20 protein-coding genes and 1 pseudogene are annotated in these 24,304 nt (G+C 46.7%); 7 read left to right on the forward strand and 14 right to left on the reverse strand.

The window, feature by feature from the left end; all coding sequences use genetic code 11:
- Window positions 1–148 precede the first annotated feature (148 nt).
- Window positions 149–766, reverse strand: a complete 618-nt coding sequence (locus FCL48_RS09670; protein ID WP_136872067.1) for a LysE/ArgO family amino acid transporter — start codon at window positions 764–766, stop codon at window positions 149–151.
- 107 nt (window positions 767–873) lie between these two features.
- On the opposite strand from FCL48_RS09670, the gene FCL48_RS09675 reads away from it, so the two are divergent.
- Window positions 874–1,770: a LysR family transcriptional regulator ArgP gene (locus FCL48_RS09675; RefSeq protein ID WP_136872068.1), complete on the forward strand. Its 897-nt coding sequence runs from the start codon at window positions 874–876 to the stop codon at window positions 1,768–1,770.
- 36 nt (window positions 1,771–1,806) lie between these two features.
- Here the strand turns inward: FCL48_RS09675 and FCL48_RS09680 are convergent, their stop codons facing one another.
- The 10 genes from FCL48_RS09680 to FCL48_RS09725 form a co-directional block, all read right to left on the reverse strand.
- Complete coding sequence (locus FCL48_RS09680; protein ID WP_136872069.1) at window positions 1,807–1,992, reverse strand: hypothetical protein; 186 nt, start codon at window positions 1,990–1,992, stop codon at window positions 1,807–1,809.
- Complete coding sequence (locus FCL48_RS09685; RefSeq protein WP_136872070.1) at window positions 1,989–2,252, reverse strand: hypothetical protein; 264 nt, start codon at window positions 2,250–2,252, stop codon at window positions 1,989–1,991. The genes FCL48_RS09680 and FCL48_RS09685 overlap by 4 nt, the downstream gene beginning before the upstream one ends.
- Window positions 2,253–2,475: 223 nt before the next feature.
- Entirely contained in the window at window positions 2,476–3,606 is a 1,131-nt protein-coding gene (locus FCL48_RS09690; RefSeq protein ID WP_136872071.1) for an amidohydrolase, read from the reverse strand.
- Between the two features lie 39 nt (window positions 3,607–3,645).
- Window positions 3,646–4,425 carry an ABC transporter ATP-binding protein gene (locus FCL48_RS09695; protein WP_136872072.1) on the reverse strand — a complete coding sequence of 260 codons (780 nt, stop codon included), beginning with the start codon at window positions 4,423–4,425 and terminating at the stop codon, window positions 3,646–3,648.
- A 6-nt stretch (window positions 4,426–4,431) separates the two neighbouring features.
- Complete coding sequence (locus FCL48_RS09700; RefSeq protein WP_136872073.1) at window positions 4,432–5,130, reverse strand: ABC transporter permease; 699 nt, start codon at window positions 5,128–5,130, stop codon at window positions 4,432–4,434.
- Window positions 5,127–5,840 (reverse strand): ABC transporter permease, encoded by a 714-nt coding sequence (locus tag FCL48_RS09705; RefSeq protein ID WP_136872074.1) that lies wholly within the window; start codon window positions 5,838–5,840, stop codon window positions 5,127–5,129. The genes FCL48_RS09700 and FCL48_RS09705 overlap by 4 nt, the downstream gene beginning before the upstream one ends.
- 53 nt (window positions 5,841–5,893) lie before the next feature.
- The gene (locus tag FCL48_RS09710) at window positions 5,894–6,706 is read right to left on the reverse strand and encodes a transporter substrate-binding domain-containing protein (RefSeq protein ID WP_136872075.1); all 813 of its coding nucleotides are present in this window, start codon (window positions 6,704–6,706) and stop codon (window positions 5,894–5,896) included.
- 33 nt (window positions 6,707–6,739) lie between these two features.
- Window positions 6,740–7,504: a dimethylarginine dimethylaminohydrolase family protein gene (locus FCL48_RS09715; protein WP_136872076.1), complete on the reverse strand. Its 765-nt coding sequence runs from the start codon at window positions 7,502–7,504 to the stop codon at window positions 6,740–6,742.
- A gap of 11 nt (window positions 7,505–7,515) precedes the next feature.
- The gene (locus FCL48_RS09720; RefSeq protein ID WP_136872077.1) at window positions 7,516–9,099 is read right to left on the reverse strand and encodes a M20/M25/M40 family metallo-hydrolase; all 1,584 of its coding nucleotides are present in this window, start codon (window positions 9,097–9,099) and stop codon (window positions 7,516–7,518) included.
- Window positions 9,069–9,941, reverse strand: coding sequence for a dimethylarginine dimethylaminohydrolase family protein (locus FCL48_RS09725; RefSeq protein WP_205747684.1), 873 nt, complete (start codon window positions 9,939–9,941; stop codon window positions 9,069–9,071). Before FCL48_RS09725 ends, FCL48_RS09720 begins: the two co-directional genes overlap by 31 nt.
- Window positions 9,942–10,987: 1,046 nt before the next feature.
- Here FCL48_RS09725 and FCL48_RS09730 point away from each other — a divergent pair.
- Window positions 10,988–11,254 (forward strand): hypothetical protein, encoded by a 267-nt coding sequence (locus FCL48_RS09730; RefSeq protein ID WP_136872078.1) that lies wholly within the window; start codon window positions 10,988–10,990, stop codon window positions 11,252–11,254.
- A 49-nt stretch (window positions 11,255–11,303) separates the two neighbouring features.
- Here the strand turns inward: FCL48_RS09730 and FCL48_RS09735 are convergent, their stop codons facing one another.
- Entirely contained in the window at window positions 11,304–12,695 is a 1,392-nt protein-coding gene (locus tag FCL48_RS09735; RefSeq protein ID WP_136872079.1) for a sigma-54 dependent transcriptional regulator, read from the reverse strand.
- A gap of 11 nt (window positions 12,696–12,706) precedes the next feature.
- Window positions 12,707–15,118, reverse strand: coding sequence for a DUF3365 domain-containing protein (locus FCL48_RS09740; RefSeq protein ID WP_136872080.1), 2,412 nt, complete (start codon window positions 15,116–15,118; stop codon window positions 12,707–12,709).
- A gap of 574 nt (window positions 15,119–15,692) precedes the next feature.
- On the opposite strand from FCL48_RS09740, the gene FCL48_RS09745 reads away from it, so the two are divergent.
- The 3 genes from FCL48_RS09745 to FCL48_RS09755 all read left to right on the forward strand — a co-directional run bounded on the left by FCL48_RS09745 (window position 15,693) and on the right by FCL48_RS09755 (window position 18,643).
- On the forward strand, window positions 15,693–17,444 hold the full coding sequence (locus tag FCL48_RS09745) for a YeiH family protein (protein ID WP_136872081.1): 1,752 nt from the start codon (window positions 15,693–15,695) through the stop codon (window positions 17,442–17,444).
- 59 nt (window positions 17,445–17,503) lie between these two features.
- Complete coding sequence (locus FCL48_RS09750) at window positions 17,504–17,746, forward strand: hypothetical protein (protein ID WP_205747686.1); 243 nt, start codon at window positions 17,504–17,506, stop codon at window positions 17,744–17,746.
- Between the two features lie 306 nt (window positions 17,747–18,052).
- A complete protein-coding gene (locus tag FCL48_RS09755) occupies window positions 18,053–18,643 on the forward strand; it encodes an NF038143 family protein (protein ID WP_136872082.1) in 591 nt (196 codons plus the stop codon).
- A 259-nt stretch (window positions 18,644–18,902) separates the two neighbouring features.
- Here the strand turns inward: FCL48_RS09755 and FCL48_RS09760 are convergent, their stop codons facing one another.
- On the reverse strand, window positions 18,903–19,253 hold the full coding sequence (locus FCL48_RS09760; RefSeq protein ID WP_136872083.1) for a zinc ribbon domain-containing protein YjdM: 351 nt from the start codon (window positions 19,251–19,253) through the stop codon (window positions 18,903–18,905).
- A 565-nt stretch (window positions 19,254–19,818) separates the two neighbouring features.
- Between FCL48_RS09760 and FCL48_RS09765 the strand changes: the two genes are divergently transcribed.
- Together FCL48_RS09765 and FCL48_RS09770 are read left to right on the forward strand one after the other, a co-directional pair.
- Window positions 19,819–21,654, forward strand: coding sequence for a sodium:proton antiporter (locus tag FCL48_RS09765; RefSeq protein WP_136872084.1), 1,836 nt, complete (start codon window positions 19,819–19,821; stop codon window positions 21,652–21,654).
- A gap of 1,013 nt (window positions 21,655–22,667) precedes the next feature.
- Window positions 22,668–24,023 (forward strand): annotated as a pseudogene (locus tag FCL48_RS09770) (IS1182 family transposase).
- The last annotated feature ends 281 nt before the right edge of the window (window positions 24,024–24,304 follow it).

The following is a 24,304-nucleotide window of genomic DNA, read 5'->3' on the forward strand; positions in this document are numbered from 1 at the left end:
CCGATTTCCGCTGAACCACCACACAACAACTCTCCAAGGTTTTTGAGACCCTGATCAGTTCGTTATGCAGAAAGCCCTTTCTCCCCGTTAATCTGAGTGAGCAAGATAAATGATGGGAATTCTAGACACATAAGCGAATGCTCCCAATCTATTTTGAAGTCTCAAAAATAACTAAAGATGCCGCAATCATCCACATAGTCACACAGATCAACATGTCGAGAATGCGCCAGGCCAGTTGTGTTCTAAACACCGGTGCAAGCATTTCCCCACCCAGACTCAGGCAGAGAAACCATAACGTAGAAGCTGAGACAGCCCCGAACCAAAATATCAGCTGCATCTGACCTTGAAATTGACTACTTATCCCACCAAGTAAAAATACAGTGTCTAAATAAAAATGTGGATTCAACAAGGTAACGGCTAATGTCGTCAATATGATACTACTTAGAGACTGAACAGCCTGATCACTTTCCTGGAGAGATCCTCCACGAATGGCCGAACACAATGATCTGTAACCATAAATTATTAAAAACCCGGCACCTCCCCAGGTAACCCACCGGGAAAGCTCAGGATTAGCTGAGACCGTTGCCCCGACACCTGCAACTCCGACCGTTATAAAGACCGCGTCACAGAAAATACAGATCAGCGCAATAACCAGGTGATGATTACCTCGGACACTCTGAGATAATACAAAAGCATTTTGAGCTCCGATGGCAACAATCAAGCCAGCGCTCGTCCCGAATCCCTGCATAAATGGCGTAACAAACATTATTTTCACATCCTTCTTTATGGTTTCGTTGAGAAAATACCCGAGAAGATGTATGAAGTAAAATTAATGTTTTTAATATATTATTAAATTATCTAATGGGTGTTGATATGTTCGACTACAAACTCGTTGAAGCGCTGGCCATGGTGAGTCGGGAGGGGAGTTTCGACAAAGCTGCTAAAGCCTTGTACATCACCCAATCTGCGGTTTCACAGCGTGTCAAATTACTGGAAGAAAGTATGGGACAGGTACTGATAGCACGTACCACACCACCCAGGATGACGGTAGCCGGTCGAAAACTTCTCAAGCACTACCTTCAAGTCAAGAGGCTTGAGGACGATCTGACGGAAGAAATAGGCAATCCAGCAACGGGAGGGTTTGCATCTCTGGCAGTGGGTATCAATGCAGACAGTCTGGCTATCTGGGTTCTGGAGGCAATCCATCCGTTCTTACTGGAAGAACAAGTGTTGATGGAAATCAGGGTAGAAGATCAGGAACAAACCCATCGGTTACTCAAAGATGGTGAGGTCATAGGCTGTATCAGTTCCCAAGAACACCCTATGCAGGGATGCCAAATCGAATATCTCGGCCACATGACTTACCGTATGTTTGCTGCGCCGGGATTTGTGGCTCAATGGTTTCCAGACGGTTTTACTGTCGAAAATGTTTGTAAAGCACCGGCTTTAATTTTTGACCGGAAGGACGATTTGCACCATAAATATCTCCACCAAGTGCTCGGCGAAGTACCTACCACCCTCCCCGCACACTATCTACCATCTGTAGAGAAATATTGTGATTTCATAACCTTAGGCCATGCGTACGGGATGCTGCCAGATCAGCAAAGCACACCTCTGCTGCACACCAATCAGATCGTTGATTTATCACCAGACTCTCATATATCGGTGAAACTGTATTGGCATTGTTGGCGTTTAAAATCAAGGCTCCTGGAAAAGTTCACCCAGCAACTCACTTCTCGAGCAAAAACACTTTTAAGGTGTAGCGGCTGACAAACAAGAATAACAGTTTTCTCTGAGAAATTGTAATTACTCAGATTTAATCGACCTTTGCACCTTAGCCACTTCGACCAAAGTTTCTATTCGGACTAAACGTCGATCATGCTCACGCAATTCTTTTGATATTTCGGTCAACACCCCACCTGTTCGCTCTACCTTCTCTGTTAAGAGCAGCACTTCTTTCATTGCTGAAATCACATCTTTTAATGTACTCAAACCTCCCTCCTGATTTCTGCCAATACCTTTTCAGCATCGTCTAAACCTTTCTCCAAGGACTTCTTTGCCTTTTGAGTGGCCTTATTGACCTCGCCAATTAATGCAGATAACAAGGTTTCATCATTGTTTGCAGGTTTTTGCGTACAGCGTTGCCGTACCAATTCCGACATACTGATGCCTTCTTTTTTTGATTCTTTGACAAGAAACGCTTTAAAATCCGGTGTACCAAGTATTGTGATTCGCTCAGATTGAACACTCATTCTATGACCTCCTTTGTTGAACATATCATTGTAATGTTAATTATAATGACAACAACATCAGGTTGCAAGAAAAACTGTTTGTAAAGACCGTTAAGATGTCTGCAGCCTTGATTCAAAACATGATAAAAAAACAATTATATTTGTTGGTTTTGCAGGCAGTTACAACACTATTTCAATCTTCACGTCATCGGCATAACCAGTTCCCAAACAACAGATTGATGGTTTAAGCAGGTCGTGTAAAAACGCTGGCGGCCAAAGCTACATAGAACTTGACCCCATAGGGAATTACCAGATCGTTAAAATCGTAAGATGTATTGTGCAGGGATGCACTATCACCGTTTCCGATAAACAGAAAGGCTCCGGGAACCTGCTCAACCATAAAGGCAAAATCCTCGCTGGCCATAACAGGGTCTTGCAGTAACTCCATCGATGATGTCCCAAAGGTCTTTTCAACCACCTGACGGGCGACATCAAACGCCGTTTGATGGTTTACAAGAACAGGATAACCCGGCTGCCATTCAATTTCAGAACTGCCGCCGAATCCTTCTGCAATGGAACCACAAAGCGCTTCTACCCGCTTAATAATATGCGCCCGGCTTTCCGGGTCTGCGGCTCTCAGGCTTACCTGCAAAACAGCCAGGTCAGGAATGATAGTGCTGGAAGAGCCGCTATGAAAAGAACCCACTGTCACAACCCCGGGTCTTACTGGATTAATGTTCCGTGAGATAACCGACTGTAGAGCATTAACCAGACTCGCTCCGATAAGAATGGGATCAATCGTCTGCTCTGGCAGGGCACCATGGCCACCCTTTCCTTTGATGGTGATCTCGGCGGCATCAATGGAGGCCATGAGTGGACCTGCTTTTCCGGCAAATGTTCCCAAGGAAAGACCAGGCACATTGTGCAGTCCAAACACCATATCACAGGGAAAGCGTTCAAACAGCCCTTCTTTTATCATCAGCTGGGCTCCCCCTATATTTTCCTCGGCGGGCTGGAAGATAAAATGAACTGTTCCCTGAAAGTCAGGATCTTTAACCATCTCCTGGGCCGCCCCGATGAGCATAGCCATATGGCCATCATGGCCACAACCATGCATACAGCCGTCGTGGCAGCTTTTATAGCTCCGCCCCTCCGGTTCTTTCATGGGCAGACCATCCATCTCCGCCCTCAGTCCTAATCGGAAAGGATGGCTTCCCCGCTGTAGAGTCGCAACAATCCCGGTCCCTGCGATTCCGGTTGTCACCTCAAGTCCCAGATTCGTCAGCAGCCTGGTAAGAAACTTGGCAGTTTTTTCCTCTCTAAGCCCTATTTCCGGCATGGCGTGGAGTGTTCTTCTGATATCAACAAGATTCATTTTAATTATAACCTGACTGCGAGTGGGCAGAGACAGAATCTACGCTGCATTCAACATCCCCAGGAACTGGCGTAACCGGTCTGAGTCCGGGTTATCCATCACCTCTGCAGGAGAGCCCTGGGTATGGATGAGACCCTGATCCAGGAAGATGAGCTTGCTGGATATTTCGCGGGCAAGAGCCATTTCATGGGTCACCATGATCATGGTTCTCTTTTCTTCAGCCAACTGGCGGATAACGGTTATAACCTCACTGACCAGCTCAGGATCAAGGGCTGAGGTGGGTTCGTCAAAAAGCATAACTGTTGGATTCATGGCCAGAGCCCGGGCAATCGCAACCCGCTGCTGCTGTCCCCCTGACAGCTGGGAGGGATAGTGATCCTCCTTGTCGAAAAGCCCAACCTTGTCCAGTAATGCCCGAGCCTGTTCCTTCGCTTGCTTTTTTGACTGTTTGAGGATATGCACCGGCCCTTCAATGATGTTATCCATCACGGTACGGTGGTCCCAAAGGTTGAAGTTCTGGAACACCATACCAAGACGCGCACGCATCTGGCGCAGCTGCGCTTTGTCCACCGGCACAAGGGAACCGGTTTTGTCTTTACGGGTGCGGATAGCTTCGCCGCCCACTACAATCTCACCTGAGTTTGGACTTTCCAGGAAATTAATACACCGAAGCAGGGTACTTTTCCCCGAGCCACTACTGCCGATGATTGAGACCACATCCCCTGAATGGGCTTCAAAAGAAACCCCTCTCAGCACCTCTGTATTTCCAAATTGCTTATGTATATCCCTGACGGAGAGTGCAGGTTGGTTGGTATCCATTAAACCTTATCCTTTTCTATAACGGGTGAGCCGATTTTCCAAAGGCCGCATAAGAGCGGTCAGCAGAACAACCACGACAAAATACACCAGGCCACAGGCTATCAACGGCTCGTAGACCTGGAGACTCTGGCGCTGGATCACCCTGGCCGTTCCCATAAGTTCAAGTATGGTCACGGTGGAGGCCAGTGCCGTTGATTTGAGCAATATGATAATGTCGCTGGTCAGAACCGGCAGGCAATTACCAAAGGCAAGGGGCAGACGAACCCGCCAAAGAGTCTGGAATCCGGACATGCCGATTGCCTGAGCCGCCTCAATCTGGCCTTTGGATATCGACTGGAGAGCCCCTCGAAGCACTTCGGCATTGTATGCAGCCTGATTCATGCTGTAGGCAAAGAGTGCAAAAGTGAGCCCCTCACGCATATAGGGCCAGAGAAAACTCTGTCTGACCCATGAATGACCCAGATACTGACCCAAGCCATAATAAATCAGGTAGAGTTGCACCAGAAGTGGTGTGCCGCGGACGACAAACATGAAGGCCGCCGCAGGAAGGGAAAGTAACGGCTGTCCGGACAAACGTGCTAAAGCGAGAAATGTGCCCACTACAAGGCCTATCACCCCGGCCACCAGAGTCAACAGCAGGGTCAGAGGTGCCGCCGCAAGAAGATCAGGCAGGCAGTTCACAATATTTGTGACAAAATCATTCATAGCAGTCCCCTGTTCAGCCGTTTTTCCATCCAGTGCAGTACAGCCAGAGAGAGAATGGTAATCAGCAGAAAAAGCAGGGCCGTCAAACCATAGAAATAGCCATATTCCTTTGTTGCCGCAGCCGCCCTATAACCGGTTTGAAGCAGTTCTCCAAAGGCACCAAGTATCGAGACAATGGCACTGTCCTTCGTAATACCCAACCAGAGATTTCCAAGCCCAGAAAGAGAATGACGCATCATCTGGGGCATAACCACACGCCTGAAAATCTGGGGGCCGGACATACCGATGGCCCAGGCTGCTTCAATCCCACCTTTTGGCACCGCGAGAAGACCTGCTCTGATCACTTCGGTCATAAAGGCACCGGACACAAAAGCCAGAGCGAACACTGCGGTCCAGAAGGGACTGAACTGAAACTCACTGCCCACCAGTCCTGCCGATACCAACATTTTCTCGGCCATCCCGGCAACGGCAAAATAGACAAGGAGGATCATCAACATCTCGGGCAAGGCCCTGACCACCGTTGTATAGGTGCCGGCTATTCCTCTAAGAAAACGGGAGTTCGACAGCTTGAACATGGCAAACAGCAGCCCCATTGCAAAGGAAGCCCCATAGGCTATCAGTGAGATTTTCAAGGTCATAAAAAAGGCAAAGAAAAACTCATCGCCCCAACCCTTGGGCCCCCAGGCCATGTAATTCAGGAATTCTGCCATTGTTCATTTGCCCTCCCGGCATCAAACACCAGGAGGGCGGTTTCCTTATCGATCTATTTTACGGTAAAAAACCATTTATCTACCATGGCATCAAGGCTGCCATCTTCTTTTAAGGCCGTTAGGGCTCCATCGATTTTATCCAAGGAATCCTTGTCACCCTTGCGAACCGCATAGCCGATGCCCTCACCAAGAACGACATTGGCTGGAACCTCATGTTTCACCGCGTAGTCACCACCCTCCTTGGAAGCGAGAAAGGTCTCTACAGGCTGAAGGTCCATGAGCACATAGTCAAGACGACCGGCGGTCAGGTCTGCCAGGGCAGTATCGGCACCGGGATAGGCCTTTGCGTCAATCTTTGGAAGATATTTTTCCGCATAGGCAGCCTGGATGGTCCCACTCTGGTAGCCGATGATCTTGCCTTTGAGGCTGGCCGCATCCACAACCATACCCTCACCATCTTTACGATCGCTGATCTTGGTGCTGTCGGCTTTCATGCCCACAAGCACCGTAATAGCGTCGTAGTACGACAGGCTAAAATCGACCACCTCTTTGCGTTTGTCGGTAATGGAAAAGGCACCTACGATAAAATCAATTTTACCTGCGGTCAGAGAAGGAATCAGCCCTTCCCAGGAAGACTGACTGATCTTGCATTCCAGTCCAATTTTTTCGCAAAGGGCATTGGTAAGATCCGCCTCAAAACCTTCCCATTCTCCCGCTGAATTAATCTGGGTAAAAGGCATATACGGCTCAGGGCTTATTCCTAGGCGGATCTCTCCAGCCTGGGCCACAGGCACCATGAGGGCAGCCAGAACAGCAAAACCGACCAAAACTTTTATAATGGGGTTCTTCGTAATTTTTTTCATCATCTTCTCCTTAAATTTTTCTCAGTATGTTTTTCATCAAAAGCGAAGGGACAGGCAGCTCAAACCACCATCCAGTTTTCGGTATTCAGAGGTGTCCACGGTCTTCACTTTCAACCCTGCCGCCTCAATCAACTTCCTCGTTTTATCAAAACCCTCAGGGACAATGACATAATCGTTAACTCTGATGCAGTTGGCCGCATATCCCTCATCTTCAGGGATTTCAACGCGGATAAAGGAGCGGAACTCCTCCCTTTGCCGGAACTCTCCTGCCACCAGAAGAATGTTATCTTCCAGGTAGGCGAGACCCGTTTTCAAATGAAGCATCTCCTCCATCTCTATGACCGACCCGGTCATTCCATACTTTTCAAGTGCAGTAATAAACTGTTCTGCACCTTCACGGTTGGTTCGGTCTGAAAGACCGATGTAATAATGATCTTTTACCATCATCACATCGCCCCCTTCTAAAGTACCCGGAGCCTGAATTTTCTCGATGTTTTCATAGTAATCCCCCAAAATCTGGGGGAGGTCTCTTTCCTCCCCTTTGCGGGTAGCCGCCCCTGGATTTGTAACCATGGCAAAGGCCCTGGTGCACACAGCGACGTCTTCTACGAAGCAGGAATCCGGATACTGGTCATCTTTTTCAAGCACCCTCACCTGAACTCCGCAGGCCTCCAGGGCTTTAATATACTGCTGATGCTGTGAGAGAGCCTTTTCATAATCGGGAACCCCAAGTTCCGGGGCCGAGGTAATACCCTGAACAAGGGTTGGGGCAGGCGTTCTGACAATTGCGTTGTTAAACATGTAGTAAATCCTTAACTGTTATAGGTTCGTATTATATGGTCCACAAGCATCGGCGTTCTGTGGAACAAGTCTTCTTTTAAGACCCTTTCCGAGGGTTTATGGAAATCCTTTCCCCAGGGGCCGAGGTTGATACAGTTCATTGATACCTGTTCAATCTGCTCAAATGGAATTTGGTAATCCTCTGCTGCCATATGTGCCATGGCGGAAGAAAGCTGCTGTGTCTCCCCTGCTGACATGGCATAGCTTAAGTCAGAAATGCCAGTATAATAAGCCTGATTGTCATATTCCTGGCCAAACTTCTCCTTTGCAAAGGTGCAGACCTTTTCCCGGAGTACTTCAGGTACGGAGTTACTCACGCCCGGGTAATACGGTGGACACAGTCCGATAACAATAAGCGGGTCTTCAGGGAAAAATTCACGGGTGCGAAAACCGAGTTCCTCTTCAAGAGACATGGGCGCAGGAGGAGCAGGGCTTGCCGCACGGAGTTCCCCAAAGAGCACAACCCTTGGCTGCCAGCTTGGTGACGGCCAGTCCTGCCCGGTTCTACGGGAAACTTCCCCCCGCTTGCCGCTGACCTTTGCAATATACTGAATAAGAGACCTCTCACAAATCTCCATCATTTTGGCCAAAACCTCTCCCGGTCCTGTATGAAAGTTCAGCACATTGAACATTCCGTAGCTGGCCTCAGGAAAGGAAATGTCATACTGACTTTTTAAATCCCTGAGAAAAATCCAGGTGGGTGGGATACTGGTCTCATTTTCAAAATGATCTACAAAATCCTCGGAAAGATCGGTTTCCGTGGCAATTGCGGCCATCAACCCTGTAGGATTGATACCCTCAAGCACCTTCCCGGCGTGGGCCATAACTCCCCTGACATAGACAAAGAGGTTCAGTTTGCCAATGGACCCCTGACTGATAAGGCCCCTTTCCGGGCTCAGCCTCTGGTGGGGTTCACAGTTAATCATCAGCCTGTAATCAAGGCCAAACTGTTCCTGGAGGTGGCAAAGCAGCCCAACACCTGCACGCATGCCGGAACTTAAATTTTCCTCATCCGGCACAGCCAGAACGATCAGGGTTGGCAGATCTTTTCGCTCCTCTTGGCTCATCCGGCCATAGGTATCAAACAGGGCCAGTTGAATCGCCCCACCACCTTTCATATCGGCAGTTCCTCTACCAAAAAGCCACAGCCCGGACAAAAGATCTTTTTTCGCCTCTTGATCAAGTATTCGAGGGTCGGCTTTCAGCGCTGCTTCAAGACGGTCCGGGTCAAGAGCCAGATCCTGAAATCTTCCATAGTTTTCCGTTACCACAACATCACTATGGTGAATGAGAACACAGGTTTTCTCTGAGCCACCCCGGATCATCGCCCAGCAGACCTGCCGGTTGAGGGAATCCTTCTCAATGGCCCATGTGCCAAGATGATCGGGGTTCTCCACATAGTACGGAAGTTGGCCCAGACACCTCTTAAAAAACTCTGGGATAAGAGTTTCTCCAGAGGTGCCGGTTATGCTGGGGATTCGACAATACTCTTTTAATATTTCAAAGATTTTTTTATCGAGCCCAGCTAATCCCGGCAAACAGGACATGTCAGACATGTGGGGCCTCCGGTGCCGTAAAAAGATACATTTCTACCCGGATAGGTATGCACCTGGCAACCTGCGTCTTCAAGGGCCTGCTTGATCAGTGGATTACCCTCCATGATCACACATATATTGGGAGCTAAGGCCAGAACGTTGGAACCCAGGTTTTGGTATTCCGTATCACCAACTTCGATCAGCCGGACTCCCCTGTCTAAAAGCAGCCGCCTGAAAACCACAGGCATATACCTGGAGTAAACCACAGCCAGACTGTCGCTGACCAGAGATATCACACTCATCAGGTGGAGACACTGGTCCTCACCATCCCCATGGGGCATCGGCACCAGAACATAGTCATCTATAAGCTCCCGCGTGATCTCTTTGAACTGTTCCACCCCGGCCATGTTGGTCCTGTAGCCCAAACCGATGGCAACAGTTCTCTCATCCAGCCAAACCACATCTCCTCCCTCCATAAGCCCTGGCGAAGTAATCCGACCAAGGGTAGGTACACCCGCGGCCTCAAGCAGTTTTTGGCTTTCAAATGATTCTTTTTGGCGAAGAACTTTGCCTGTGTTGAAGTAGACGGCCCCTTTGTTGGTCACCTTTAAGGAATCGTGGGTATAAATGGAATCAAGTCCCACACTTTCCGACTGTGGCAGATAAAGGATATTACCCACATGGCTGCGGATAATTTCTTCAAATACGCTGAATTCTTCTAGCGCTTTCTGGTAATCAGGTACCTGTACATAGTTAAACCGTTGCCATGCACGATTGAGATGATCCTGTGAAATAAATGCGTCATCAGGTTTTTTAAGCACTATGCTCCGGATTTTACCGGTCATGGAATGACATCCGTACATTCTTCCTCCGTTGTTCTTATCTATTTACTACTGTTCTTTGAATCTTTTATGGTCCGAATACATTCCACAACCGACAACTGCCATCAGGTAAACATTATAACCCAGACCGCCATATCCACGATCTGAGGGCTGTTACAAAATAGGTGCCATCTTACCGGGTCATTTACGGCCAAAAGCCAATAGACCGAAATATCATCGAATTACCAAAAAAGAAAAACATAAAACCAGAACTTCCTCAAAAAAGCTATAGCAGCATGACATATTTGTAGCACTATGGTAGACGAACTCACAAAATCGAAAATATTCAACCTGGCTTTTTCAATCGAAAAATTAACAACTGCTCATATCTCAATTTATGCAATTTTTTTGCCCTCCTCAAGCTGGTTTCAGCCATAGAACAGTATCTTCATTCAACGGGTAAAAGATTCAACACCATCAAAAGAACCTCTTTCTGACCTTTTCCGGGCATGTAAACAAACGACCAGCAAAAGTCCAGGATCTCAAAAATGGGGGTTAACCGTTGCGGCTGTTCTCAAAATAAGACGATTGAAGGAGAGATTAATACAACAAAGGAGTGATGACGTGGAGTTGATGAGTGCAATATTGTTAGTATCGGATGTCAAAACAAAAAACTATCTATACCTATAAATACCCGGTTCTACCAGATATGAAGATATTGATTTTTTTTTAAGGCCTATTTGCCTTCTTCATTACAAAAACACCGCTAGCCTATCGGAAAAACTTATATTTCCCGTATTGCTTCACCAGTAAAATACAACGAATTCAAAAAGTTGCCTTAAGGTAATCTTACCACTGTGGTCCACCAGCTGAGATTTGACCCTACCCGTCTACTATCCTCAAAATGTATACAAAATGAGAACGAGCAGAGAAGCATCGGATCATTTATCTGCCAATCAGATCCTATTGTTTGATTTTTTGATTCAGGTCATGTAATTACCGTGTTTAATATCCCTTGGGATAGAATCGTCAAATTACAAACGGAAAAGAATCGTTTCCAGCTTAAATAAAATGATGGATGGAGATCTATGTCAAGAGAACTAATGGAAATCATAGTAGAGTGTGAAGACGGTACCGATCCTCGCTGTATAAACAATGATGGTCTTCTTACTATCGCCGTTGAAAAGAATGGTTTGACCGATGATCAGATTATAATGCTGAGAGAAGAACAAGACGAAAACGGCTTTGTCAGTCAAGAAACGCTCGAAGAAATTCGAGAATTTATTGACGATGATGAATGGGCAACGGAAACAATATGTAGTTATTGTAAATCTGATTCAATCTTTGACGATTGAAATCACTGCGATTTTAAATGTTTGTTTCTGCCTGGTAATGGGATTCGACTTAGCGAAACCGGCCGAGATCAATTCCAAGTCGCTGACTGAGCTTGCCGATCGCTACACGAGAGAGTCCGCTGATCCTCGATGCTTCCGAAACATTACCGGATGTAGTGGTGAGGAGTTGCTCGATATAGATGCGGGAAAAACGGTCTGCGACCAGGGCTTTCATCGCTTTATAAGGTCCCAGCTCTTCTTCAAGGGGTGGTAGCTGTGGGGCTGGTGAGTCAATACGCTGCACAGCAGTCATGTTGATATTTTCACGACCACTAAAGACAAGCAGCCGCCTGATATAATTGTGAAGCTCACGGACATTGCCCGGCCAGTCTTTTGTTGCAAAGTAGGAGAGGACCTCAGGTTCGATAGTCATCCCCTGTATGTTCATCTCAATGAGAGTCTTCTCGAAAAAATATTGGGCAAGCAGCGGAATATCCTCGCTTCTGTCACGAAGTGGCGGCATGGTAATGGCAATTACGTTGAGACGGTAATAGAGATCAGCTCGAAAAAGATTCTCCTCAACTTTCTGTGCCAAGGGTTGATTCGTGGAGGCAACTATCCGCACATCCGTTTTTAATGTGCGGGTACACCCCACCGGCCGCACTTCACCTTCCTGCAGAAAACGTAACAGTTTTGTCTGCATTGTCGGTGAGATATCACCAATCTCATCCAGATGCAAGGTTCCATGATTAGCTGCTAAAAAGAGTCCTTCCCTGTCTTGATCTGCACCAGTAAACGCTCCCCGGCAGTGGCCAAAAAGCTCGCTTTCCATGAGACTATCGGGGATGGCCGGACAATTAACTGCTATATAGGATTTTTTTACCCTGGTACTCAGACGATGCACCATACGTGAGGCCAGTTCTTTGCCCGTTCCGGATTCACCCTGTATCAGTACTGGATAATCGGTGCCTGCCACCGCTTCGATCGACTGACGTACCTGCCGCATAGCACTGCTCTCCCCAAGCAGGACTTCTTTTCCTTCTCTTCCAAGCAGTTCCCGTAGATGGCGGTTTTCCGCTTCCAGTTTTAAGATAGCCACGGCTTTGCTTACAGCCCGATACAGCTGCTCCGAGGCAACCGGCTTGGTAAGAAAATCAAAGGCCCCTTGCCTGACCGCCTCGACAGCTTTTTCGATGGTTCCAAAACCGGTAAGAATGATGACCTTGGTTTCAGGGTGCAAACGATGAACCTCAGCCATAAGCTGCAGGCCGTTCATCTCGGGCATCTGCAAATCAGTAATAAGAAGATGTATTTCTGACTGCTCCATCAGGGCCAGACCTCGCTGCCCGCCTTCAGCCGTCAGGACATCAAGATCTTCAAACTCAGATAACAGTAGCCTGGAAAGACCATTAATAAAATCGAGTTGATCGTCAACCAGCAGTACAGTAATTCTCTTGTTCATACCTCTCTCCATCAGGGTTTCGGAGCTTTTGGGAAATACAGCTCGAAGAGTGTTCCACCCCGTGCCAAGTTTCGTGCATTGATGCTTCCACCTAACTCGCGCATGTACCCGTAAATTACGGCGAGCCCAAGCCCGGAACCCTTATTCACATCCTTGGTGGAAAAGAAAGGATCAAAGATGGACTCCAGGATCGAAGGCTCAATACCACTGCCGTTATCCATCACCGAAAGAACCAGGCCATGTTTTTTGGAATCACAGTCAATGCGTACCGTAATTTCTCCACCTTGATCAGGCAAAGCATCCAGGGCGTTTAGAAGAAGATTGAGGATAACGTGTTCAACCACCTGCGGCTCAACACGAACAGCCATGCCTCCGTCAGTGCGCTGGCAAAAGAGTGAGCCCCCCTTCTTGGCGGCCTGTACTCTGAACACCCCTATAACGCTTTCCGCTACATCCCCGATTACTGTCTCTCTATGGGTGGAAACTTTGGGCCGAGCAAAATTCAACAGGTCGAGAAGAACTGACTGAGCCTGCTGGGTATGTTTGATGATGACATCAACATCTGTTTGATGCTGGTCGTTTTTCAGGGCTTTCTTCAACAGTTCGGCATAACAGAGGATCACTCCCAAAGGATTATTGAGCTCATGGGCCAGGCCGGCGGCCAGTTTACCAACGGTACCCATCTTTTCTGCCTGGACGAACTGCTTCAACATTTTCTTCTTGTCGGTTTCTTCCTGGATGGCGACAACATATCGAATTGACTGACCTTCCTGCTGGGCAAGCCCAATGGTATTAATAAGAAAACTCCTGCCGTTATTGAGTTCTATTTCCCGATGTGACTGAGCGGCAAGCGCACTGGAACTGCCGAGTGTCTGACCGGAAGCGACATCAGCTTTGAGAAGAGAGTCCATATTATTATCATGATTTTCTCCAGAGAGGTCGTCCATAAGGTGATTTGCAGCCTTGTTGGCCATGATAACAGCACCACCCTGGTCTAAAAGCAGCAAGGGGTCGGGAACACCCTCAAAAATGGTCTGCAAATTATTGGTCTGGCTGAGAATGGAATCGAGAGCCGCAAGATTTTCGGCCGCAATACCAAGCTGACGTCCTACTGCCGTAAGCATTTCCGCCTGGTCACCGCTAAAATGAACATGAGGGGGCCGTTCAAGATAGAGCAGCCCGTCGATGCTTTCATCACTACTGCCGACCGGAACAAAGACGGTATTTTCCCTGATCCGGAGTTTTGGTTGCAATACTAACTGCACATAATCTTCAGGCAATGCTGGTGGCTTCGCCTCATGTGGCCAAGTGAACGCCTGGTTTCCAGAAAAAGTGCAGATATATGACGCACGGACAAGGAGAAATCTCTCCGCCAGCAGGGGCAGTGCATTATCCCAGAGTTCGGAACGATTACGGCTGACTTTCAGTGCACCGAGAACACTGACCAGCATGTTTAGATCCTTTTTGTGGATATCATTTTCCTGGGAAAGCTGTTCGGTTCGCCTATCAACTTCCTTTTCGAGATTGCCAGCATATTTTTTGAGACGCTGGTCGGTTTCAAAGAGATGCTGACTGAGTCCTTCCATATTTTCAATCATCTCTTCAATCTCGTCACCGTGTTCTACCTTTCTCAGCAATTCCTCGCCTTTCTGATCATGAAAATTTTTCCTGAACTGGCTGGTAAGGGTGCGTAAATTGACCAGCACCACTCGCTGAAAGGTCAGATATATCACAAACAGAACAAAAATCGAAATAATCAGATAAACAACAACATAGTCGCCGAATTCAGCCATGGTTTTCACAGCATAACGATCGGTGGGGATGCCTACCAGATCAACCCCGGCAATACTGTCAAGAGGATGGTTAAAGCCTCTCACTCCGTATTGCTCGATCATTTCCACCGGCGCTTCAGCAGGATTTCCATGGCAAAGCATGCAGCTTTTTACAAACTTCACCGGCCTTGCCATGACAAATATACTCTGCTCATCTATTTGTTTGAGACCCTGCCAGATCTGCTTGTCCTGGTTGCTCAGAAAGTAAGAGATAAGTTCGCGTTCGACCTCATTTGCTTCAAAAACCGGATTACGGGCATTTATCGCCACCCGGCGATACACATAGTCGGCCTCGGCGGTATCAAGCGTTTCCATAATACTGCGGGAGACAAACGAAGATGACATGGCTTCAAGAACAAAGCTATCGGGGAGGACCTCTATCATTTTCGGCCGGAGTCTGGTCTGCACGTATTTCTGAACCGCATCAACCTGCTTTAGAACAATGCTTGCCCGGGTGCTGACATCTTCTTCTACCGTGTTCTGCATAAAGTAATAGAGTCCGGTCAGATTGATAACGCTGATCAGCATGAGAATAGCGAGTAACCTGAGAATAAATTTGCTTTGCAGAGAGTAAGGTCTGGGAATATTCATACTTAAGGCGGTAAAAGTGAGAGAATTGTATTGATCAGAAGACAGGTACTAATGTGCTATCTGTAGCAGACTAAATGAGATTGTAAAGGAAAAAGAAAATACACACCAAGCTTTGACCGCCAGATGCTAACTCAAGTTTACAGGTGATAACATAAGTTATCTGGCAAGAACATATTTATACACTTATCTTACTGTATTTATTATATAATATAATTTTTGATCAATGAAGTCCCCGGTTGTTGTCTCTACCCAGAGCATAATTTTGTCTTGATAAACTATGGTAGAAGGGCGACAGATTGTATCTACAGCTTAAGCCAGTCAACAAAAAATCCGCTCGCCTGCCAACCTGAGTATACACCTGCCCAGAATTCAAGATCTTAACACCCTGAAATAAGGCACTTTAACAGTGTGACACAATTGGCATGATTATTGTAAAAACCCTCCCCGTTCGCCGGGCATGATATCTGGGCACCAGAAGGCATCGGCTAAAGTTGAAAGTGAAGTTTTTTTAGTCTTATAAACGTCGATCGCCACCCACAATCAAGCACGGCACGACACATTCAGGAGGGAAGTTATGGCAAAAGCAAATGCAAACATTGTTGTGGACCACGGTCAAAGCCGCTGGTCCGATCTCTGGAGTAAAGAGGATTATCTGGCCATCTGGCTCGGTTTTCTCGTCATCGCCGTGTGCCTCACGGCCTTTGTTAGTTTTGGTCCAATGGCAGACTTTGCACCGAAAATTGAAAAGGCAAAACAGATTCAGGCCGCAGAATTGGAAAAAGCATCATTTAAAACCATCGCCTGGCAAGAGGCCAACGCCGATATTAACAAGCTGAAGGCTTCTAAAGAAACAGCTTTTGGTAAATTCATGAGCCATTGGACGAAACACCCTGGGAGCTGGAAAACAAATCCTGTCGATGCCTTCGTCTTCTCTGATGCTCAAGCCAAGGCCAAAAATGAAAAGGCCATGCCTGACTATGAAACGGCAAAAGAGAAGGCCGCCGCAGCACTTCTTACCGCGACAGCAGCCGAAGAGGCCGCCGCAGCTGCAAACTTTACGGATGAGACCTTAAATGAGGCCGCAAAAGCAGCAATTGCTTTTTGGACTGCAGCTGAGAAAAAGGCCTCTTCAGCCAAGGCAAAGACGACCACTAAAGCTTACAACTACATCCCTACTCTGATCGGTCTTTGTTTGTTTATGATCGTTTTCTTTGGCGTCGGTATGAAACTAATGGGCCACAGCATTACAGAATTTGCCAAGGGATTTGTCATGGTTTTCCTGGTTGCTGTTCTCGCCTATATGCTCGGTGGTCAGGCCATCTCCAAGCAGTATGGTATTGGTGCTGAGGCCTGGGGCGTCTTACTCGGTATGATCATCGCCAACTCCATCGGAACACCAAAATGGGTGCTCCCTGCCTGTCAGGTGGAATTCTTTATCAAAACAGGCCTTGTCCTTCTTGGTGCAGAGGTTCTCTTTAGCAAGATCATGTCTATTGGTATTCCTGGTATTTTCGTCGCCTGGGTTGTTACCCCGGTCGTTCTGATCACCACCTATATATTTGGTCAGAAAGTTATCAAGATGCCTTCTAAAACCCTGAACGTGGTTATCTCTGCTGACATGTCCGTTTGTGGAACATCTGCTGCTATTGCTGCAGCTGCAGCCTGTCGGGCAAAAAAAGAAGAGCTTACTCTTTCAATCGGTCTGTCACTTGTCTTTACCGCAATCATGATGATTGCCATGCCTGCGGTCATCAAGGCCGTTGGTATGCCAGAGATTCTTGGCGGTGCCTGGATGGGTGGAACCATTGACGCCACTGGTGCAGTAGCGGCAGCGGGTGCATTCCTTGGCGAAAAGGCCTTGTATGTTGCGGCAACCATCAAGATGATCCAGAATGTCATGATCGGTGTTACCGCATTCTGTATCGCCCTCTACTGGTGTATGAGGGTGGAAAATAATGGTGCTGAATCACGCACCGTTGGTGTTGGCGAAATCTGGCACCGTTTTCCAAAATTTGTACTTGGATTTCTTGCAGCCTCCATCCTCTTTTCATTTCTTGACAGCAGTCTTGGTAAAGAAATGAGCGGGGCACTCATTGACCAGGGTGCTGTCCGTGGCGGTACCCGCCTCCTTCGTGGCTGGTTCTTTGCCTTGTCATTTGCTGCAATCGGCCTTTCCACGAACTTCAGGGAACTGGCGAAATACTTCAAAGGTGGTAAGCCTCTGATTCTGTATGTCTGTGGTCAGAGCTTAAACCTTGTTCTCACCCTGACCATGGCATACATCATGTTTTACCTGGTGTTCCCAGAAATCACGGCGAAAATCTAATCAAGCACTGAAAAAACTTAAAAAGGGCCGGGAGGAAACTCCCGGCCCATGAAGAAAATATGGAACCCATACTCAATAATAGTCTGCCACAACGGTTACGGAAATTCGTCATTGCTTTTGGAGCGCTACTGCTCTTTGTTTATGGTTTCCTGCCATTTTTGACCAACTCCTTTACGGTCCTGAACAGAATGTCGCAGTATCTCGATGAAAACGGTATCGACCCAACGCGCTACTATTATACCGATGTCGCACAGGTTAAAGAGGCAGAGGAATATCTTGACTCTGTCCTCCATGACAAATAGGCTGATTGATAATGTTTTTTTAGCCTTTCACTTAAAAATTGCACTCTCTGTTTTGAATTATCCGGTTTATATATATTTTCAATATGATACACCAAACACTAACAATATTAAGGTTCACAACAGTGTGAAGAAAGTAAAACTCAAAACAAGCGAACCCTCCGGGAGTACCTTGTCGTCAGATCTGCAGTGTTACAAAACATTTGCAGTAGAAAGCTACGGCGGCATGTCTTGGGCCTTGCATATCTAACCACAAAGCACTTGCAATATATAAGTTTCATTTTTTAACCTTCATCGGCAATTTTAATCATGACAACACTCTCGCTTGAAGAGAAAAAGCAACAGATCCTCGAGTACGAACAATCTCTGGCCCACACCCTGGCCCGCCAGGTGGTGGACAAGCCAGTCCCCCCCATCTGGATGATCCTTATTCCGATATTTTTTGTATTTCATGCCTCAAAAATCAAAGAATATTCAGAAGGATTGAAAGCTTTTGCCGATCACTATCTCATCTCTAGACGCCGCGCCCTTGATACTGCCTACCAGTCGGTTTTGCATGATGCTGAGCCCGAACTTGAACCCCTGATGAAACAGGCTGAAGCCATACCTGAAAAAGCACGTAGCCTCTATCAGCAGTGGATCACCCTTCTGATTGACCATTATCGGAATGTACTGGTAGCTCCTGGGGCGACGGCCCAGGATCGCATCCGCTCACATTATCGAAATAAATCCAACTACTTGCTTTTTAGCAATCAATTCGACACTGCAGAGAACGCCTTCAACAAGGCACTACTTCCAGAGATAGACGGTGACCAGCAGGACATCCTCTACATAGCAGACAAATTGCAACAGAGCAGCGTTGAGCTGCACCGCAAAGAAGTTGAGAATATTTACTCCTGAATGCATGAAAAAACTGTATCCAGAATTTGAGGAAGAGAAATGAGATATAACTCTCAAAGACAAGGAGCACATATAGCCTCGTCCTGACCGTCTTGATCGATTATTACAAGAAACGGAGTAAAGCCGGCACTATGAGTTGGGAATCCAACATGGTGCTACAGACGAGAGCCATATCATCATACTGTTGCCCGAAACATTCAGCGATTGAAAATCCATCGCTTTTTTCCTGTTTGAATGAAAAAAAAAGGCTATCGGTAAGCTATACTTTTTTCACTACAGAACATTTCAGATACATAGAACCAACCCCAGGAATCTTACAAGAAATATCATGACCGTTAACCGGCTCATCCAGCAATCGTATTCCCTTTACTTTGGTTCCTGACTTTATTGTGTCTTTACCGGCCTTAAGATCTTTCACGACTGTAACAGTATCACCATTCACCAGCACAACACCATTGGCATCTACAAACTGTGCTGCATCTTCTGGGGAGTCGGAAACAGCCCCTTCCTGGCTCCATTCATGACTGCATTCCGGACAAATCATAAGATGTCCGTCTGGATAAGCATATGGAGAACCGCATTTGGGGCATTTAATTTCTTGAGCTGACATAACAGGTACCTGATTAATTTTAGAGTAGTAAATACGTTATTTTATGTGGGGCGCTACACAAACGCAGCCTCCCCTACTGTAAAAGCTTCCTACCTATACCAGCTTTCATTTTCTTGGCAAGCGTTAGGACGTCTTTTCGTTGACAACAAACAAAACATTTATCGAGCATGTAATGCTTCAATAGTAATTTTTTGTATATTTTTTCGTATAAATAGTGCGTTAACAGCCTATACAACGATTGCTTTTGATTCAGGCTTACTTGGCCAGGATCTCTTTGGCCGGAATCTGCGCTCAGTAAGATTCAGAACAGAACGATATTGCCAAAGAACATCTTAATGGTCGCTGTTTAACACCGCTGTCATCTCTGATCTTTCACTGAACATCATCATATTATTCCACCTATTCAAGTGCTCACCTATGACATGGAGTCAAATGTTCTTTATGGGGATGCATCTTTTTGAAAATGGTCATCAGGTTGATTGCTCTTTGTTTGACAGAAGGGTAGTGATATCCTATCCTTGTATTTGAATTTTCTCATTAACCCCAGCCAGGACAACCTATTCCCTTGATTCAACATACACTCATTATACTTACTCTTATTTTTATGGTGGGTAGCGGCTGCCAATGGCTGGCCTGGCGGGTAAAGCTACCGGCAATAATATTTCTTCTTTTATCAGGGATCCTGGCAGGTCCGGTCCTGGGTCTGCTTGATCCTGATCAACTTCTGGGAGAACTGCTTGCCCATTTTGTCTCTCTTTCTGTAGCTGCAATCCTTTTTGAAGGCAGCCTGACCCTCAGATACAAGGAGATTCTCGGCAAACAGCGAGTAGTGAGAAACCTGGTCACCTTTGGCCTGTTAGTGACCTGTTTGATCACCGCAGTAGTTACCCATTACACCCTATCACTTTCCTGGCAGATATCTTTTATGTTTGGGGCTGTGTCTGCTGTCACCGGGCCGACAGTGATTGCCCCCATGCTGAGAACGGTCCGGCCAACGGCTGCCGTCTCTAACATTCTCCGTTGGGAAGGCATCGTTGTTGACCCCATCGGGGCCTCTCTGGCTGTCCTGATCTACGAATTTATTGTGTCAGGTGGAGGTGGTCAAGCCATCGGCCAGACTCTTCTCAGCTTCTGCCAGCTTGTCGGGATCGGCGTACTCATGGGTACTGCGGGGGGCTATTTGTTTGGTCTGCTCCTCAGAAATCATTTAATCCCCAACTTTCTCCAAAGCTTTATATCGCTTGGGTTGGTCTTTTTCTTTTATACCATATCCTACATGCTGCATACTGGGGCTGGTTTGTTGACAGTAACTGTTATGGGTGTCTGGCTTGCCAACATGAAAGATGTGGATGTAAAAGAAATACTCAATTTCAAAGAAAGCTTGAGTATTGTCCTGATCTCCCTACTCTTTATTCTTTTAGCTGCTCGCATAGATCCCATCGCCTTTATCAATCTAGGTTGGAAAGCGTTCCTGGTCTTTCTTGTCATTCAATTTCTTGCAAGACCCCTGAGCGTGATGGTCTCTACTCTGGGATCAGAGCTTTCCTGGCCTGAACGACATCTTTTATCCTGGATTGCCCCAAGAGGTATAGTTGCAGCTGCTGTTTCCGCCATCTTTGCTATTCGGCTTGAAAACGCAGGTTTTGCAGACGCCCACCTTTTAGTTCCCCTTACCTTTTTCCTGATCATCTGCACCGTACTTCTGCAAAGTGTAACCGCGAGGCCAATAGCACTCTGGTTGGGAGTCGCTGAACCGGACTTGGATGGTTTTTTGATTATCGGCGCAAGTCCAGTGGCCCGCGTCGTAGGCAAAGCCTTATCCGATCAAGGATTCCGGGTCCTGCTGACCGATAGCAGCTGGACCAATATCACAGCTGCAAAATTGGAAGGTCTCAATACCTACTACGGTAACCCGATTTCGGTGCATGCCGAAAACCATCTTGACCTGGCAGGGATTGGACGGATGCTGGCCCTCTCTGCCCATGAGAATATGAACATCTCGTCAATGATGCACTTTCGTCAGGAACTGGGAACAAATGCTGTTTTCATCATCCAGTCTAAGGTAGCGCTTAACACTAAGGATGAACGGACTACAGCTTCTATCCTCCGTGACAGGACCCTGTTTGGCTGGGACGTCACCTATGGAAAACTGGCGGGCATGCTCTCCCGAGGAGCAGAAATCAAGACCATCAGATTAACCGAGACCTATAACTACCAGGACTTTATACAGACACACCAGAACGAGACAATTCTCCTCTTCGCCTTAGACGACAAAAAAAGGTTGCATATGGTGGTAGATGGAAAACCACTGGCACCCAAGCCTGGTTGGCTGCTGATCTGTTTGCTGAATGGACCTCAATTTTCACCAACCAAGGTCAAAGATTCTGCAGAGCTGTTGTAGGCAAACAATATAGTTTGAGCAAAACAGGAAAATGACAATAAAATTTGGCCATTTTGTACAACTATTGCTGCTGGCATGAAAGTAGTATCAACGCCGGCGATGGTCAGAAATAGAGTAATTCTCTCTGTTGATTTTCTGGAAGAACCTATGGTAAGCGGTTAGTCGAATGGTGATAGGCATTTGGCCTCTCTGGAACCAGAGGGCTACAGTAGTTAGTCTTAATTTGGTTTATATGTTTTGTTGTTATCAATTAGCTCTGGCAATCCTAAAACTATTGATGTTTGACCTTCCCGGTTGCTTTCCGCTTTGCGCTCAGTAATCCCACATTGCTGCGATTTCAAAAAAAATGTTTTCCAGCGTCAGTTGCTTGATTTTGGCATGCAAGGTATTCAGCCTTACCTTTTCCAGTTTGTGATCTAATTCGGGTGCACATTGAATTGCTGAAAATTCAGGTTAGTAGACACAACCTGATAGGCGTCTCCGGTTAGTGCGCTTTTTCCAGAAATGTTCTGAGGTCTTGCGCAGAGGTAAACTTCGTGCTCCTCTCTACCGCATACCCCAGCGGATGACGGTTATCTGCGTTGACTGGGCGTATAACAGAGCAGGAGCGTGAAGATAGATTTAAAAGTGGGCCACCTAAACATGCGCAGGATCCTGAATCGAATAATATATTTCCAGATTCGGCATCGATTCTCAACCGTGGGTTGAGATGTGATGTTCTTCCAAATGTATCGATTTGACATAATTCATTCTTAAGCAATCGTGGATTTTTTTTTAGTGCTTCTCTAAATCGACCAGAAATCGTTTTCCCATACGGGGTACCGTTAAACTGAAGTATGAGTTCTTCATCGATAAGGTCTAGGAGTCTGTCGGATTTAGACTCATTTTTAATATGGTAAAAATGCACAAAAACAATGTATCGTTTTGATTTTACGATATAAACATTGATCTTTTCCAGTCCTGGTGGTTAATTTCTATGTATATTCAAAGAATTGCATAGAGAGAAAACTATGATTCAAAAATTCATTCCTACCAATAGAGACCAACAGTACTTGTTCCCGCCATCTATTCAAGATTGGCTTCCGGAAAAGCATTTGGCTCGATTCATTGTCGATATTGTCTCGCAGCTTAATCTACGGCCTCTTGCGGAGACCTATGCCGGGAAAGGGTTCAAAAGCATATCATCCTGAAGTTTTGATATCTTTATTGTTTTACGGTTATGCTACCGGCGTATTCTCCAGCCGAAAAATTGAGAAGGCAACCTATGACTCTGTTGCTTTTCGTTTTATCTCTGCCAACACCCACCCAGATCATGACACCATAGCTACCTTCCGCAAGCGGTTCCTGCAACAACTGAAACCGCTTTTTATAGAGATTTTGTTGCTTAACCGTGAAATGGGCCTTTTGAAATTGGGCAAAGTCAGCCTTGATGGTACCAAGGTGAAAGCCAATGGTTCCAAGCACCATGCGTTGAGTTGGGATCATGCCAGTAAGCTCGAGGAGCAATTGAAGGCGGAGGTTGATGAACTCATCCGCCTGGCAGAACAAGCTGACTCCGAACAAATTTCGGAAGGAATGGATATCCCCAAAGAGCTGTGTCGTCGTCAAGATCGTTTGGAAGCCATAGCCCAGGCAAAGATGACAATTGAGGAGCGGGCAGCCCAAAGATACGCTCAGGAACAAAAGGAATACGAAGAGAAAGTTGCCAAACGTCGAGAAAAAGCTGACAGCACCGGCAAGAAGCCTCGCGGTCCCAAACCAAAGCCACCGACAGCGGGACCTCGTAAAAACGATCAGGTCAATTTGACTGATGAAGAATCCCGCATCATGCCGTCCTCGGATAAGGGATTTGTCCAGGCATATAACGGTCAGGCAGGCGTTGATGTTGACACGATGCTATTATCGAAGCTCATATAAGCCAGTCACCGAACGACAAGCAAGAAATCACCCAGACTCTTGCATCCCTGAACGAATTGCCTGAGGAATTGGGCAAAATTGAGATCATGCTGGCGGATGCTGGTTACTATAGTGATGCGAACGCGGCATCCTGTGTGCAGTCGGGAATGGAACCGTTTATTCCCCCAAATCGAGACAAACATAACCGACCCCTTGTCGAACGATTCATCGATCCTGCGCCTCTACCGGAAAATGCAGGGCCAATCGACAAGATGAGACAAAAACTCAAGAGTGCAGAGGGTCGAAAGGTTTATGCGGAACGGAAGAGCACGGTTGAGCCAGTATTTGGCATCATCAAACACGTCTTGGGTTTCCGACAATTTTTCTTGCGAGGTCTGGAAGCAGTCTCCGGCGAATGGACACTTGTGTCCATGGCATGGAATTTAAAGCGGATGTTTACTCTGAATGGTTAAAATATGTCAAAGAACAAAGTAATCTGAACAGATTTCAGCTCAGAGCGGCGGCTAATTGTCTGAAAAGGTGACGATTGTTATCAACTGGGCAGAACACTTAGCTGCAATTGTTAGGAAGAAGTCTGCGGTGTGGCCTATAAATCCGACAGACGCCTAGACTCAACATCTTTCCACTGTACCTTAATCCCAGGGTACACCCAATAATTCGTGAAACCAAGTGCAAAGTAGTGTCTTGTTTCGCTTAATATTTCGACGCGAAATGAGTTATCTGATTTTATCTG

The sequence above is a fragment of the Desulforhopalus sp. IMCC35007 genome, from assembly GCF_005116575.1.
In the GTDB taxonomy this organism is placed as follows: domain Bacteria; phylum Desulfobacterota; class Desulfobulbia; order Desulfobulbales; family Desulfocapsaceae; genus Desulforhopalus_A.

Bases quoted from the DNA above. Each gene is read 5' to 3' on its own strand.
- FCL48_RS09670 (WP_136872067.1), bottom strand. From the start codon at position 766: ATGTTTGTTACGCCATTTATGCAGGGATTCGGGACGAGCGCTGGCTTG.
- FCL48_RS09675 (WP_136872068.1), top strand. From the start codon at position 874: ATGTTCGACTACAAACTCGTTGAAGCGCTGGCCATGGTGAGTCGGGAG.
- FCL48_RS09685 (WP_136872070.1), bottom strand. From the start codon at position 2,252: ATGAGTGTTCAATCTGAGCGAATCACAATACTTGGTACACCGGATTTT.
- FCL48_RS09690 (WP_136872071.1), bottom strand. From the start codon at position 3,606: ATGAATCTTGTTGATATCAGAAGAACACTCCACGCCATGCCGGAAATA.
- FCL48_RS09695 (WP_136872072.1), bottom strand. From the start codon at position 4,425: ATGGATACCAACCAACCTGCACTCTCCGTCAGGGATATACATAAGCAA.
- FCL48_RS09700 (WP_136872073.1), bottom strand. From the start codon at position 5,130: ATGAATGATTTTGTCACAAATATTGTGAACTGCCTGCCTGATCTTCTT.
- FCL48_RS09705 (WP_136872074.1), bottom strand. From the start codon at position 5,840: ATGGCAGAATTCCTGAATTACATGGCCTGGGGGCCCAAGGGTTGGGGC.
- FCL48_RS09710 (WP_136872075.1), bottom strand. From the start codon at position 6,706: ATGATGAAAAAAATTACGAAGAACCCCATTATAAAAGTTTTGGTCGGT.
- FCL48_RS09715 (WP_136872076.1), bottom strand. From the start codon at position 7,504: ATGTTTAACAACGCAATTGTCAGAACGCCTGCCCCAACCCTTGTTCAG.
- FCL48_RS09720 (WP_136872077.1), bottom strand. From the start codon at position 9,099: ATGTCTGACATGTCCTGTTTGCCGGGATTAGCTGGGCTCGATAAAAAA.
- FCL48_RS09725 (WP_205747684.1), bottom strand. From the start codon at position 9,941: ATGTACGGATGTCATTCCATGACCGGTAAAATCCGGAGCATAGTGCTT.
- FCL48_RS09730 (WP_136872078.1), top strand. From the start codon at position 10,988: ATGTCAAGAGAACTAATGGAAATCATAGTAGAGTGTGAAGACGGTACC.
- FCL48_RS09735 (WP_136872079.1), bottom strand. From the start codon at position 12,695: ATGAACAAGAGAATTACTGTACTGCTGGTTGACGATCAACTCGATTTT.
- FCL48_RS09740 (WP_136872080.1), bottom strand. From the start codon at position 15,118: ATGAATATTCCCAGACCTTACTCTCTGCAAAGCAAATTTATTCTCAGG.
- FCL48_RS09745 (WP_136872081.1), top strand. From the start codon at position 15,693: ATGGCAAAAGCAAATGCAAACATTGTTGTGGACCACGGTCAAAGCCGC.
- FCL48_RS09750 (WP_205747686.1), top strand. From the start codon at position 17,504: ATGGAACCCATACTCAATAATAGTCTGCCACAACGGTTACGGAAATTC.
- FCL48_RS09755 (WP_136872082.1), top strand. From the start codon at position 18,053: ATGACAACACTCTCGCTTGAAGAGAAAAAGCAACAGATCCTCGAGTAC.
- FCL48_RS09760 (WP_136872083.1), bottom strand. From the start codon at position 19,253: ATGTCAGCTCAAGAAATTAAATGCCCCAAATGCGGTTCTCCATATGCT.